The 14,080-nt window shown below is 64.2% G+C and carries 10 protein-coding genes and 1 riboswitch (1 of these 11 only partly in view); of the genes, 8 read left to right on the forward strand and 2 right to left on the reverse strand.

Annotated elements, in window-relative coordinates; all coding sequences use genetic code 11:
• Nucleotides 1-5: 5 nt before the first annotated feature.
• Together ACWPWT_RS16700 and dacB are read left to right on the forward strand one after the other, a co-directional pair.
• Entirely contained in the window at nt 6-890 is an 885-nt protein-coding gene (locus tag ACWPWT_RS16700; protein ID WP_454280627.1) for a LysR family transcriptional regulator, read from the forward strand.
• Nucleotides 887-2,308 (forward strand): D-alanyl-D-alanine carboxypeptidase/D-alanyl-D-alanine endopeptidase, encoded by a 1,422-nt coding sequence (dacB, locus tag ACWPWT_RS16705; protein ID WP_454280629.1) that lies wholly within the window; start codon nt 887-889, stop codon nt 2,306-2,308. Before ACWPWT_RS16700 ends, dacB begins: the two co-directional genes overlap by 4 nt.
• Before the next feature lie 228 nt (nt 2,309-2,536).
• Here dacB and ACWPWT_RS16710 read toward each other — a convergent pair whose 3' ends face one another.
• Together ACWPWT_RS16710 and ACWPWT_RS16715 are read right to left on the reverse strand one after the other, a co-directional pair.
• On the reverse strand, nt 2,537-3,601 hold the full coding sequence (locus tag ACWPWT_RS16710; protein WP_454280630.1) for a beta-N-acetylglucosaminidase domain-containing protein: 1,065 nt from the start codon (nt 3,599-3,601) through the stop codon (nt 2,537-2,539).
• Nucleotides 3,602-3,626: 25 nt separating this feature from the next.
• Nucleotides 3,627-4,766 carry a serine hydrolase domain-containing protein gene (locus ACWPWT_RS16715; protein ID WP_454280631.1) on the reverse strand — a complete coding sequence of 380 codons (1,140 nt, stop codon included), beginning with the start codon at nt 4,764-4,766 and terminating at the stop codon, nt 3,627-3,629.
• A gap of 464 nt (nt 4,767-5,230) precedes the next feature.
• Here ACWPWT_RS16715 and ACWPWT_RS16720 point away from each other — a divergent pair, with 464 nt between their 5' ends.
• The 6 genes from ACWPWT_RS16720 to ACWPWT_RS16745 all read left to right on the forward strand — a co-directional run.
• Nucleotides 5,231-5,644, forward strand: a complete 414-nt coding sequence (locus ACWPWT_RS16720; RefSeq protein WP_454280632.1) for a cupin domain-containing protein — start codon at nt 5,231-5,233, stop codon at nt 5,642-5,644.
• 192 nt (nt 5,645-5,836) lie between these two features.
• Nucleotides 5,837-7,735: an AI-2E family transporter gene (locus ACWPWT_RS16725; RefSeq protein WP_454280633.1), complete on the forward strand. Its 1,899-nt coding sequence runs from the start codon at nt 5,837-5,839 to the stop codon at nt 7,733-7,735.
• Nucleotides 7,732-8,862 (forward strand): YihY/virulence factor BrkB family protein, encoded by a 1,131-nt coding sequence (locus tag ACWPWT_RS16730; RefSeq protein ID WP_454280634.1) that lies wholly within the window; start codon nt 7,732-7,734, stop codon nt 8,860-8,862. Before ACWPWT_RS16725 ends, ACWPWT_RS16730 begins: the two co-directional genes overlap by 4 nt.
• A 130-nt stretch (nt 8,863-8,992) precedes the next feature.
• Nucleotides 8,993-10,930, forward strand: coding sequence for a PAS domain S-box protein (locus tag ACWPWT_RS16735; protein ID WP_454280635.1), 1,938 nt, complete (start codon nt 8,993-8,995; stop codon nt 10,928-10,930).
• Nucleotides 10,931-10,973: 43 nt separating this feature from the next.
• Nucleotides 10,974-11,083, forward strand: a riboswitch (TPP riboswitch).
• Between the two features lie 104 nt (nt 11,084-11,187).
• Nucleotides 11,188-13,425 (forward strand): TonB-dependent receptor, encoded by a 2,238-nt coding sequence (locus ACWPWT_RS16740; RefSeq protein WP_454280991.1) that lies wholly within the window; start codon nt 11,188-11,190, stop codon nt 13,423-13,425.
• A 47-nt stretch (nt 13,426-13,472) separates the two neighbouring features.
• Nucleotides 13,473-14,080 carry the 5' portion of a phosphotransferase enzyme family protein gene (locus tag ACWPWT_RS16745; protein ID WP_454280992.1) on the forward strand. 502 nt of this gene lie beyond the right edge of the window, so only the first 608 of its 1,110 coding nucleotides appear in the window; its start codon is at nt 13,473-13,475; its stop codon lies off the right edge, out of view.

Consider the following 14,080-nt stretch of genomic DNA (forward strand, 5'->3'; position numbering starts at 1 on the left):
GTGCCATGAACCTGCGTCATATCGAAATCTTCCACGCGGTGTATGTCAACGGCTCGGTATCGGCCGCCGCCCGGGCGCTCAACGTGTCGCAGCCCTCGGTGTCGAAGACGCTTCGCCATGCCGAGAGCCTTTTGGGGTTCGACTTGTTCCAGCGATCCAATGGCCGATTGCTGCCGACTGAGGACGCGCATGCGCTGTTCGCGGACGTCGCCGACATTCAGGACCGGGTCCGGGCCTTGCGTGAGGCGGGACGCAACTTGCGCGTGGGTGCCGGAACGACCCTGCGCATCTCGGCCCTGCCCAGCCTGGGCCTCGGCGTTCTCCCCGATGCGGTCGCACGCTTCCTGAAGCGCCGGCCTGAGGTCCACTTCGATCTTCAGACGGTTCATCACGACGATCTGCTTCGCAAATTGTACGAGCGCGAAAGCGATATCGCGATCGCCAGCGAGCCGCCGCGGGGCGTCGCCCTGTCGCGAAGCTGGCTGGGTGAGGGGGAACTGGTCGTGCTGTACCGCGAACAGACCATGCCCGACGCCCCTGCACGGATCGACCTGTCGCAACTGGTCGGGCAACCGATCATCTCGATGAAGGGCAGCGGGCCGATCGGCAAACTACTCGGCGACGAGCTCGATCGGCAAGGCCTGGTTCTGGACGAGGTGGTGGCGGCGCGCACCTTCTATATCGCGGCGGCGCTCGTGCAGGCGGGGGTCGGCATGGCGATCGTCGACAATTTCACGGCGGCTGCGGCGATGGGACGGGGGTTGTCGATGCGCCCCCTGCGGCCCTCGGTGACGTTCGACGTTCACGCCATCCACTTGCTCGATCGACCACCATCGATGCTGGCCGCCGAGTTCCTGACCCTCCTGAGCGAAGAGATTGAGCGCAGATGATCTGGACGGCGCTGCTGCTCCTGGCGAGCCAGGCCCATACCCTGCCTGCGCCTCCACCCGCCGTCGTGGAGGCACTGGCCAAGGCTCCGGAGGGTACGCGGATCGGGCTGCTCGTGGTCGATTCCAATGGACAGGAGATCGTCGCGCTACGGCCCGACGAACGCTTCCTCCCCGCATCCAACACGAAGCTGTTCACCACCGCTGCTGCCCTTGCGACGCTCGAAACCCATGATCCTGATAGGGCTGGCGGAGCGACGGTTCGCCTGGAAGGGCGCGAAAGGCCTGCCGTAATCCTGTCGGGCCATGGCGATGCCCGGCTATCCTCCGCGAAAGATTGCCGGGTGGATTGCCTGGTTACCCTGGCGACGGTGGTCGCCTCGCAGACGAAGATAGTGGGCGACGTCGTCGGCGACGACACGGCCTTTCCCGACGAACGCTGGCCGCAGGGCATGAGCTGGAACAACATGGACAGTGCCTATGGCACCGGCATTTCGGCACTGACGCTGGATGACAATGTCGTAAAGATTACCGTGACGCCGGCAGGGCCCGGTGCGCCGCCGGTGGTGACGGGCGACGGCTATTATCGGATCGACAACGCGGCGACGACCGGCGCTAGCGGTAGCGCGCGGACGCTTTGGGTCGAGCGAATGCCGGGTGACGATCGCCTGCGCCTCTCCGGTAGTCTTGCGGCCGGGAGCGACCCTGTCACCCTGTCGCTCGGGCTCGACGACCCGGCGCACCATGCCGCATGGCGTTTCGCCCAGCTTCTGCGCGCGGCGGGGGTGAAGGTGACGGGGCAGATTGCTGTGCGGCATCGGCCGCCCGCTCGCGCCGACGATCCTGCCGCTCGGGGAACGGCTGTCATTGCCAAGGCCCCTGAGCCCGCGGTGCTGGCCCGGCTGATCCCAGGGCCTTTGTCCGAGGATGTGGCGCGGACGAACAAGCTGAGCCAGAACCTGCATGGCGAGCTGCTGCTCCGGCGATTGGCAGCGAGCGGTTCGGTCGCCGATGGCCATGCCGTGGTCGAGGCGATGCTTGCCCGCGCGGGCGTCGCGAGAGCCGCCTATGACTTCGCCGATGGGGCGGGCATGTCGAATTATAACCGCGTCACGCCGCGCGCGACGGTGGCCTTGTTGCGCTGGGCCACGGCACAGCCCTGGGGCGAGGGGTGGCGTGCGACCTTGCCGGTCGCCGCCACCGATGGAACGCTGGCGCATCGCTTCGTGGGCACGTCCCTGGCGGGCAGGCTATCGGCAAAGACCGGCACGTTGAACGCGGCCAATGCGCTGTCGGGCTATATGACGGCGGCGAGCGGGCGGACGTTGATCTTCGCGGCCTATGCCAATGACATGCCTGCGGATGCGAGCGCGGCGGCAGCGATCGATGCGGCGTTGGTGGCGATCGCGGCTGCCCATTGAGTCGATCAAAACAGACGGGCGAGTGCGTTCGACGCGAGCATTGGGAGCGACCCCGGCGGTGTCGGGATGGCATAGCTGGGCAAGGTCCATGCAACGCTCCCGGCAGTGACGATGAACTGGCGGCGGTCGATCGTCGCCGATCCTCCTCGATCGGGTCGAACGCGGTCGCCCCGTGTCGCCACATCCGCATTTCCTCCCAAGTCGACATGCGTCATTTCCGTTCTCCCGCTATTGCGTCTGCACCTCTTCCAGCGTCGTGCGAAAGTGACCGTCCAGCCATGCGGTGATCTCCCGCGCCGCCGAATGGTCGATCGCACCGTAGCGTTCTCGCAATTCGGCATGGCGTGCCCCCAGATTGTCGAGCCCGGTGTCCTGCAACGGCAGGATGTCGCGGTGCAGGATGGTGGCGAAGTCCCCACCGAGCACCACCGTAGCCGCGTCGAGAAACGCTTGCCCATAGGCGTAGCGAGCGCCCTGACGGTAGCTGGCGGCAAGCGTGAGCGCGGGGATGCAGGACAGCAGCGGTTGCGAGGCGGGGTTGATCGCATGACCGCTGACATGGTGACGGATCGCGGCGGGGCGTCCGGTAAAGCCGCGCAGATGGAGATGTTGCGACATACGCACGCCGTCATTGACCGGATAATTGTCCCACAGACACACTTTGCGGCCCAGCTCGTCCTGCACGCGCTGTAGATGGGCGACACCGATCTCTCGCGACACCACCTCCTCGCCGGTCCAATAGACTTGAACATGACGATCCAAGTGGCGGCCAAGGTCGGGCAGATAGGAGGGCGGTCGCCGCCCCCAGGCGCGTTCCAGGATCGGATCGTCCGAATAGAAGCTGGGGCAGAAGAATATCCGGCTCGCGCGGCTGTTGTTTGCGCAGAAGTCCACGAGTTCCGCCTGGGCGCGCGCCAGATCCGGCAATTCGGCGGGCAGATCGTCGAACAGAATGGCGAGATCGTCGATACCCAGCGTGTCCAGATGCGCGAGCTTGCGGCGTAACGCACCGCGAGCCGCCTCGTCAAAGGGATGGGTGCTGCCGACCGGGGTCAGCGCGACGCCGAAGCAGACGCCGAGCGCCCGGCACCGGGCGGCGAAGGCGGAGAGTGCTGCGACCTGTTCCGGCGGGTGCGGCTCCATCCATCGACGGCGCAGAAACGGATCCGCCTTGGGGCCGTAATGGTAGAAGCGATAGCCCGCGCCCGCGAGGGTTTGCAACACGGTGGTGCGATCGACCCAGCTCCATGGCTTGCCGAAAAGACCTTCGATCATACCCAAATTCACGGCCATGGTTGCCCCCTTGCCAAGCTCACGATCATTGGGCGGTCTCCGTGACGGCGGCCCGGAGCACCGTTTCCCGCAAGGCATCGAGCGCCGGGTTTGGCTGGCCGTCGGGCCGGTGGAGGCGATTGGTCAGCAGGACCGCGGTCAATCCCAGCTTTGGGGAGAAGGCAAACCAGGTGCCGGTAAAACCCGAATGCCCGAGAAAGGGCGCGGGGATGCCGGCGAGCTGCGTCCGGTGAAAGCCAAGCGCCTGATCGGGATCGAAGGGTGTCTGCTCGAACGCGGCGATGGACTCTGGCGGAGCCATGCGCCAATGGCCGTAGCAGCCGCCGTTGATCAAAAGCTGTGCGTAGCGAGCCAGGTCGGTCGCGGTCGAGAACAGCCCTGCATGACCCGCGACACCGCCCCAGCCGAGCGCTGCATTCGCGTCGTTCGCCTCGCCGACCAGAAACTTCGAGCGATAGCCCGAAAAGGGTTGGGCGGGAGGATAAGGTGCGGCGGGATAGGGTTTGCCCGTCTCCGCCATCTGCTTTTGATACGCATCCCCCTGTGAGGTCCCTGCGGCGCGATGGCGCAGTGCGGGTGGCGGCAGGAACCCCGTGTCCGCCATGCCAAGCGGGTGATAGAGCCGCTCGTGGACATAGCGGTCCAGCGGCATCCCTGTGACCCGCGCGACGACCTCGCCGAGGATCATGAAGCCAAGATCGGAATAGGCGAAGCGCGAACCGATCGGATAGCGTAGTGGGAGAGCCACGAGATAGGGCAGGGCGCGTCTCGATGGCGCAGTGTGCAGCCACGTCGGTTGCCATTCCCATAGCCCGGCGCGGTGCGTGAGTAGCTGCCGTATCGTGATCTCCGCCTTGTCCGTATCTCGGAAGGCAGGCAGCACCATGCCCAGCCGGTCATCGAGCGACAGTTGGCCGCTCCCGACGAGGTGAATGATCGCGGCGGTGGTCGCCTCCACCTTGGTGACCGACGCCATATCGAAGGGCGTGTCCGTGGTCATCGGTCGGGGCACCGCGAGCGGTTCCGCTGCACCGTTCCCTGTGGTGGTCAGCGTCTGCGCGTGTCCGAACGCGACGAGGTGCACGACGTCGCCGTGGTGCGCGATCAACACCACGGCACCGGCATACAGCGTCCCGACGCCGCCGCGGACGGCCGCGTCGATCATGGCGAAACGCCGATCGTCTTTGGGGAATGGCTGGTCGCGTAGCACAGGGCAGGCGGGCGGTGGCGTCTGTGCCGCCCAGCCCGGCGGAGTGCAGAGCAATGCCGTAAGAGCCGCCAGGCAGCCGAGCGCCGGCAAGCGTCGCGAACGCCTGCATATCAAGCCCCGGATCGTCACGCCCTTCATCGGCGAAGCCATAGCATGGCCCGGGCTTGCAACCCATTCCGCGATGGGGAGCAGCTATAACGATGGGTCATGGGCCGAGCGATTATGAGGCAACCGCCGCCCCGCGCCCCTGTTGCCGTGGGGGCTTTCGGATGCCAGAAGAGCTGACTCAATCGGGGGAGGGTAAGATGCGGGTTTCCTTTGCGAAAATTGCGATCAGTACGTCTTTGGCGCTTTTCGCGGGCGGGGTGTCGTCACCTGTCGCGATGGCGCAGGCGGCCGGTGGATCGACCACATCCCCAATGGTCGACAAGAGTGACAATCTGGCGAGCGCGATGGAGGTTCGGGCGCAGACGGCCGCGATGCTCGCCGAGATGAAGCCGGGACAGGGTTTCGCATGGCTTCCACTTCTTCGCGACGGCCCGCGCGTCGTCGCCATCGAGATATGGAAGAAACCGGGGCGCCCGGCGGTGCATCCGTCAAACGCCGAATATGCCATCGTGCTGGAGGGCGCGGGTACGTTGGTATCGGGCGGGAGATTGATCGCCCCGGTTACGAGTCAGGAAGACTTGGTCGAAGGCGATCGGATCGAGGGCGGTGTGACGCGCCCGCTCCGCCCTGGCGATGTGCTGCTCCTTCCCGCAGGCGTGCCGCACTGGTTCGGCGTGACGGGTGACCGACTGGTGCTTCTCGGTACGAAATTTTCGACCAAATGACAGTTGCGATCCCCTCATTTGAATGAGGGAGCAGACCGGGCCTGACTACTCGCCAGGGGCGGCTTGTTCAGGGCGCGGATCGACCCGCCCATCGCGCTCCATCCGATGATGCCAACATATGTCCATAACCCCGATATGATCGTGGACCGAAGTCGGTCAGCGTGAGTTTGCCCTTTTTCGAAGGGAAAGCGAATGGATGATGGGATGGGGCGGCCAGCGTCGGCAACTGGCGTGGCAGCGGCCAAGGTGCCGGGACGAGACGGTTTGCTCGGGCTCGCCGTAGCGGTGGTGGTGATCGCCGGGCTCTTTCTCGCCAAGGATGTGCTGATCCCCATTACATTGGCGGTTCTACTGTCCTTCGTCCTGTCGCCGATCGTCCTGTTGCTGCGGCGTTTTCGGTTGCCGAAGGGCCTGGCGATCTTCGTGGCGGTGTTGTGCGCGCTGGGCGTGCTTGGCGGCATCGGCACGCTGGTCGGCACCCAGGCCGCGTCCTTGTCGGATAGGGCGCCAGGCTATGTCACGGCCGTCCAATCCAAGATCGACGGCGCGACCGGTTTTCTGACTAGGCGATTGCCGTTCCTTGGCCCCGACACGCCCCCCCCGGTCGTAATTGCGGACCCCAATGCCGAGCGTGGCACGCGAGCCCACCCCTTGAACGTCCGGGTCGTCGAGAAGCAGACCCCTGTTCTTGAGGAGATCGGCGGCTATCTGGGCCCCGTCGTCGCTCCGTTCGAGACATTCGTTATTGTGCTGGTCGTCGCGATCTTCATTCTACTCCAAAAGGAGGATTTGCGCGATCGCCTGATCCGTCTGTTTGGTTCGTCCGATCTTCATCGCACGACGGCGGCCATGGACGATGCCGGGGCACGGCTCAGCCGCTACTTTCTGTCGCAACTCGCGGTGAATGCCAGTTTCGGTCTGACCGTCGGAATGGGCCTGTGGCTTATCGGGCTGCCAGTCCCTGCATTATGGGGCATATTGGCGGGGGTGTTGCGCTTCGTGCCCTATATCGGCGCGTTGCTGGGCGCGGCATTGCCCCTGCTGGTGGCCGCCGGAGCCGATCCGGGCTGGTCGACGGTCTGGATGGTGGCGGCGCTGTTCCTCATCCTGGAGCCGTTGATCGGCTATGTCATAGAGCCATTGCTGTATGGCCATTCGACGGGGCTTTCGCCGCTGTCGGTCGTGCTGGCGGCGGTCTTCTGGACATGGATCTGGGGGCCGGTGGGCCTTGTCCTGTCGATGCCGTTGACGCTTCTGCTGGTCGTGCTGGGGCGGCATATCCCAAGCCTGGAGTTTCTGGACGTGCTGCTCGGTGATCGGCCGGCGCTGACCCCGGTCGAAAGCTTTTACCAGCGTATGTTGGCGGAGGATCCCGACGAGGCGCTGGAACAGGCAGAGAGCCAACTCGCCGCGCGGTCGCTGACCGCCTATTATGACGAGGTGGCGCTGGCCGCCTTGAAACTGGCCGCCGCAGATGTCGAGCGGGGGGCGATCACACGGGAGCGCGCGGGGCGGGTCGTCCATTCGATGCTCGTGCTGGTCGATGAACTCAGGCTGCAGGAGGATACCGCTAGCCCTGCAAAAGCACGCGAAGGCCTGCTGAAGCCGCTTCCCGACAATAGGGTCGGGTTCGCGGAAACGGCGCCGGTCACGCTTCCGTCTGCGCCGGCCGGCTGGCAAACCGATGGGAGCGTGTTGTGCATTGCCGGACGCGGGGTCCTGGACGATGCCGTGACCGCCATGCTGGAGCAGTTGCTGGCGAAACGGGGATTTGGCGTGAACCGCGTCTCGCACGAGGCGGGATCGCGGGCGAATATCGACCGGCTGGATGCCACCGGCGCGCGGATGGTGTGCATCTCCTATCTGGAGATCGGCGGCTCGCCATCGCATCTTCGCTATCTGGTCCGCCGCATCCGGTCGCGCGTCGGCAATATCCCGATCCTGGTCGGCCTGTGGCCGGAGGGCGAGGCGGCGCTGACGGATCGGGAGATACAGCGGACGCTCGGCGCGAACCTGTATGTCGGCAGCCTGGGAGCAGCGGTCGAGGCCTGCCTGGACTATGCCGATGAAGACCGGGAGCAGGCAGCATGAGCGTCGTCGATCACCGCGCGGGCGAAGGCGCGCCATCGCCCTTGCAGGTTCCGGCAAGGGGATGGTTCGCCATCCTCCAGCGCACCTGGAAGGAAATGGGCGACGACAATGTCGGCATCATCGCGGCGGGCATTGCCTTCTATGTCTTTGCCGCGATCGTGCCCACGCTGGGCGCCGTCGTCCTGAGCTACGGCCTGTTCGCCGATGCCGAGACGGTACGGCGAAATGTCGAAGGCGTCTTCGCCTCTTTGCCGCACGATGCCGCGTCGATCATCACGGACCAGCTTCTGACCGTGGTGGAGAGTTCTAAGGACAAGCAGGGTATCGGGCTGGTCGTGGCCCTGATCCTAGCCTGGTATGGCGCCACCAAGGGGTCGTCGGCCATCATCACGGGCTTGAACGTTGCCTATGACACGAACGAGACGCGCGGCTTCGTCCGACTGAACCTGCTACAATTCGCGGTCGTCGCGGGCGGAGTCCTGCTGATCTTCGTCGCCATCGGCACCACCATGTTGTTGGCTTTCCTCAGCGGTTTGATCCCGAATGCGCCGACGGCCATACTGGTTGCCATTCGGCTCGGGGGCTATTTGCTCTTGGCGTTGCTCGTCGTGACGGCGGCGGCAGTGCTGTTCCGCTTCGGGCCCGATCATCGCCAGCCGCATTGGGTATGGCTGTCACCGGGATCGGTCGGTGCAACCCTGTTATGGCTGGCCGGCACGGCGGGCTTTGGGTTCTACGTATCGCATTTTGGTAACTATGGTGCGACCTATGGCTCGTTGAGCGCGGTCATCGTGACGCTGACCTGGCTATGGCTTACCGCCTATGTCTTTCTGATGGGTGCCGAGTTGAATGCCGAACTGGAACGCCAGGTCGAAGGTGAGGGGGGCGATCCAAAGGCCGAGCCGGACGATGGCCCTTCGTCGCTAGGCGAACGCAAACATGTGGCGCTCCCCCAGCGGTCGACGTCATCGCGCCCCGCACTCTCCGGCTCGCTTATAGCTCTGGCAGGCAATGGGACGATCGCAACGATCGGTTTTGCGTTGCTTCGTCGGGGGCGTCCGATGGGTGTCGTACCGATTGCGATCGCTGCGGTTACGGCGTGGCGAAAGCGTGGCCCGCGCCAATGACATCTGGGGCATGCCCCCGCATCTAAATCTAGAGCAATTAGAAAATCATACCTTTTGCAGTAACTTAGAATTAGCTTCCATCGCCCCGGCGCAGGTTCGTCACGATCGCGCCGGGCCCATGATCGAAACGATGAAAGCTGAGACGAACGACTTGGATCACCAGGGCCTTACCCGGCTGAATTCCCATCGCCGTGCCGAATTGCTCGTCAACGCCATGAAGGATTACGCAATCTATCTGCTTGACCGCGACGGCTATGTCGCGAGCTGGAATGCCGGGGCGGAGCGGTTCAAGGGCTATTCCGCCGACGAAATTATCGGCCAGCACTTCTCGCGTTTCTATACCGTGGAAGACCGTGCGGTTAACCTGCCGGAGCGGGCCCTGGCCACCGCCGCATCCACCGGGACCTTCGAGGCAGAGGGCTGGCGGGTTCGCAAGGACGGCACCCGCTTCTGGACCAGCGTTGTCATCGATCCCGTCATCGATGACGAAGGGGGCCTCATCGGTTTCGCCAAGGTCACCCGCGACATCACCGACAAGCTGGAGGCGCGGCGCGCGCTGGAACAGAGCGAACAGCGTTTCCGCCTGCTCGTCGAGGGGGTGAAGGACTATGCTGTCTATATGCTCGATGCGGATGGGCGGGTCACGAACTGGAATCCGGGCGCGGCCGCGATCAAGGGCTATAGCGCGATGGAGATTGTCGGCGAACATTTCTCGCGCTTCTATACCGAGGAGGATCGGCAGGCGGGCGAACCGGAACGCGCTCTCCGTATCGCGCGCGAGGCTGGCAAGTTCGAGACCGAGGCCTGGCGGGTTCGCAAGGACGGTACCCGCTTTCGTGCCGGCGTGTTGATCGATCCGATCCATGACGAGAGCGGCAGGTTGATCGGCTTCGCCAAGATCACCCGCGACCTGACCGAGCGCTGGGCGGCGCAAAAGGAGGTCGAGCGCGCCCGCGAAGCGATGGCGCAGGCGCAGAAGATGGAGGCGGTGGGGCGGCTTACCGGCGGCGTCGCGCACGATTTTAACAATCTGCTGACCGTCATCCGCTCTTCGGTCGACCTGCTCAAAATGCCTAGTCTGGCACCGGAAAAGCGGCAACGCTATCTCGATGCGATTTCCGACACGGCCGACCGTGCGGCGGCCCTGACATCGCAGTTGCTGGCATTTGCCCGGCGACAACCGCTCAAGCCTGAGATTTTCGATGTCGCGGCGCGGATCGCGGCGATGCGACCGATCATCGAAACGAGTGTGGGGGCGGCCATCACGGTGACGATCGGCGCGAGTGAGGATGCGATCGTCAGCGCGGACCCCAACCAGTTTGAGACGGCGCTGTTGAACCTCGTCATCAATGCGCGCGATGCGATGCCATCGGGCGGGACGCTCGACATTGCCGCCTCGCTCGTCGAAGGAGTGCCCGCCGTCCGTGGACATGGGCCAGGGGCAGGGCGGTTCGTCGCGGTGCGCGTTGCGGACAATGGTGCCGGCATCGCGCCCGAGACGCTCGGCCATATCTTCGAACCCTTTTTCACCACAAAGGGTCTTGAGAAGGGGACCGGCTTGGGTCTCAGCCAGGTGCACGGTTTCGCCAAACAGTCGAATGGCGAGGTCGATGTGGATAGTCGGATTGGAATGGGCACCGCCTTCACGCTCTATCTGCCGCTCGCAAAGCCGGAAGAGATTTCTGCCGGAGCTTCGGCCCTGCAGAAAAGACGCGCGAAGCTGACGACCCACCGCGTGCTGTTGGTCGAAGACAATGACGTGGTGGGTCAGTTCGCCCGCGATCTGCTGCAGGAAATCGGACAGGTGGTGACCTGGGTGAAAAGCGGTGAGGCGGCATTGGCGTTGTTGGAGACATCGGCCGACAAATTCGACCTCGTCTTCAGTGATGTCGTGATGCCCGGTATGAGCGGGCTGGAATTGGCCAAGGCCGTGGCGACGCGCTGGCCCGATCTCGAAACGGTTCTGACCAGCGGCTATAGCCATGTTCTTGTCGAACAGGCGAACCATAGCTTTCGACTGCTGCGCAAGCCCTATTCGATGGATGGGCTTATCACGCTTCTCAAATAGGTCGGCAATAACCGTTTGCATGGACGCCGGAACGGCCTAGACGGCGGCATCCCCGGGGGACCGCTGATGCGCGGTTGAGAGATGGGCAGCAGCCCGTGACCCGTAGAACCTGATCCGGATCATACCGGCGTAGGGAGGGGTGACGGCTCCTCCGTCGTCCCTTCCTGTGAAGTGGACCTGAGGCGATGCCGATTATGAATGTGCGCGGTCGAATGATGTCTCGGTGCAGCGCGGTCGTGCTGAGCTCGGCATGGCTGATGCTTCCCGGCACTGCTTCGGCACAGCAGGCGGCCGAGGCCCGAAGCGACATTCGCGTGATCGGTCACCGCGATCCCGAGGGGCTGCTACCCGATCAGACCGAGCCCAAGGCGGTAAGCGCGATTTCCAGCGACTTCATCGTCAAGCAGGCCCCGACCCTCAACGCGTTTCAGCTCGTGACGCTGTTGCCCGGCGCGAACGTCGCCTCCAGCGATCCTTACGGTCTTTCGACCAGCTCCAGCCTGACCCTTCGTGGGCTGGGCCAGGATGAGATCGGGGTGCTGATGGAGGGCGCGCCGCAAAATGACATCGGCTATTATTACGCCTATCCGTCGCAATTTGCAGATCCCGAAAATCTGCGGAGGATCGTGCTGGCCCAAGGGTCGGTAGATATCGACTCGCCGACGGTCGGCGGGGCGGGGGGCTTGTTGTCGCTAACGCTCGACGATCCCAAGGACACGCGCCAGGCGCTTGCCGATCTGTCGCTCGGTGCCTACGCGCTGCGCCGCCTGTTCGTCCGGCTTGATACGGGGACGATCGGCAGCACCGGATGGAAAGCGTTCCTGTCCTATTCCAACACGCGCGCGGACAATTGGCGCGGTGCGGGGTTTGACACGCGGCAGCATGTGGATGCCAAGCTGCTTCGGGAATGGGGCGGCGGTAATCGTGCCAGCCTAGCCCTGTCGTATAATAACGCCAATTCCTCGACCTATCCCAGCCCGACCTTGGCCGAGTGGGAGGCAAAGGGTCGCGGGTTCAACTATGATGCGCGCTATAGTCCGGGAAACACCAGTTACTGGCGACTATACCGGGCGCCGTTCCGCAATCTTTACGCCTCGGCACCGGTGCATGTGACGCTGAACGATCGCCTGACGCTCGACAGCACGACCTATCTGCAATTCGGATACGGCAATTCACCTTACGGCACGCAGCTTTCGACCACCGGCAACTTCCTTGGCGATGAAGAGCTTGGCGCACCTATTTCGCTGCCGGGGGCGGTGGACGGCGTCGCCACGGTCCTGGGCAATTACACGGGCGATCAGATGCGGACCGGCAATGTCAGCAAGCTGACCTTGCAGGCCGGCATCCACCGGCTCACCGCGGGCCTGTGGTTCGACCATGGGACGGACCGCGTTACCCAGACCTATACGTCGGTCGGCGCGGACGGGCATCCCATCGACCAATGGGGATATCGCAGCAAGGCGATCCGCACCGCCGACGGCCGGCTGCTCGCCTATGAGAACCAGCGCACCGTCACGGTCACGAAGAGCTTTTTCCTGGCCGACAGCATCGCACTTACGCCGCGCCTGACGCTCGATATGGGCTTCAAGGGCGTCAATCTGCTCCGCAATGGCCGTAACCATCTGCCTGGGCCGCAGACCCGCGTTCGCGGCGACAGCTTTGCCGCTTTGCCGCGCGCCGCCGTCCATTATGCGATCGACGACCGGCAGCAGTTGTTTGCCAACGTCACGACGAACTTCCGAACCCCCAATGAATTCACGCTTTATGACCTTTACGATGGCGGCATCGTCTCGACGCGCGGGACCGACGCGCTGAAAAACGAATATTCGGTCTCTCAGGAATTGGGCTATCGCTATATCGGCCCCAGCCTGTCGGCCTCGGTGACCGGCTTTCACTATAAGTTCCGCAACCGGCAACTCGCGACGGTCGTCGACATTGGCGGTGCGCAGGTCAATTCGACGCTGAACGCCGGGGGGCAGACCTCTTACGGCGTCGACGCCGAGATCGACTATCGTCCCGCCAAGGGCGTCAGTGTCTATGTCTCGGGCGAGTATCTACGGGCGCGGATTGATGACGATCTGCCCGTCGGCGCGGATTATCTGCCGACGCGGGGCAAGCGCGCGGTATCGAGCCCGACGCTGCAACTCGGCGGCGGTGGCACCTATGACGATGGACTGGTCTTCGGCAGCATCGCGGGCAAATATGTCGGCCGCCAATATGCGACATTCATGAATGACGAGAGCATCAAGGGCTATGCGACGCTCGATCTGGCGATCGGCGTTCACCTTGCGGCTTTGCTGGACGGCAAGCGTACCGATCTGCGCCTCAACGCGATCAACGTGACCGACCCGCATGTCCTCTCAGGCGTGCAGTCGGTCAGCACCAACGCCCGTGACGTCGTCGGGCGCGGCGGCACGATCGTTACGGGCAGTGCCCCCGCTTATTATATCGGCGGCGGCGCGGCTGTCGTGGCAACCGTCTCGCGCGGGTTTTGACGGTGACCGTTTCCAGGGATGCGCATGTCAGCCACCAAGTCCATGGCATGGGGCTCGCTCTGGAAGCCCCTGTCTGGCCCGCGATCACGCCGGACGAAGCGGCGGCGGTGCTGGCGTGCTTTCCAGACGCGGGTCGGATCGAAGCTTTGCGCTGGCACTCTCCGCGACCATTTTCCGCCGCGACGCTGATCGATACGACGGGCGACGCACTCCTCCTCAAGCGTCATGATCGTCGCGTGCGGTCCATAGCAGGGCTGGCCGAGGAACATGCTTTTATCGCCCATCTGGCGGCTTCAAGGATGCCGGTGCCCGGAATATTGCGTACGGGGCAGGGGACTAGCGCGGTCGCGATGGGGGAGTGGACGTACGAACTCCATCGTCAGGCGCCGGGGGAGGATCTGTATCGCGACCGCCCCTCCTGGACCCCGTTCCTGTCCTATGATCACGCTTATGCAGCCGGGGCCGCCCTTGCCCGGCTGCATCACGCATCGCGTGACTATGGCGCCCCGCCACGGATGGACCAGCCCCTGGTCGCCAGCTTCGGAATTCTGTCGGCCACGGATCCGATTGCGGCTGTCGAGGCCTATATCCGGTCCCATCCCGCATTGGCCGCTTTCTTTGCGAGGCGGCCTTGGCGGGCGGAGCTTTCGCGGCT

This window comes from Sphingomonas sp. Marseille-Q8236 (genome assembly GCF_965112005.1).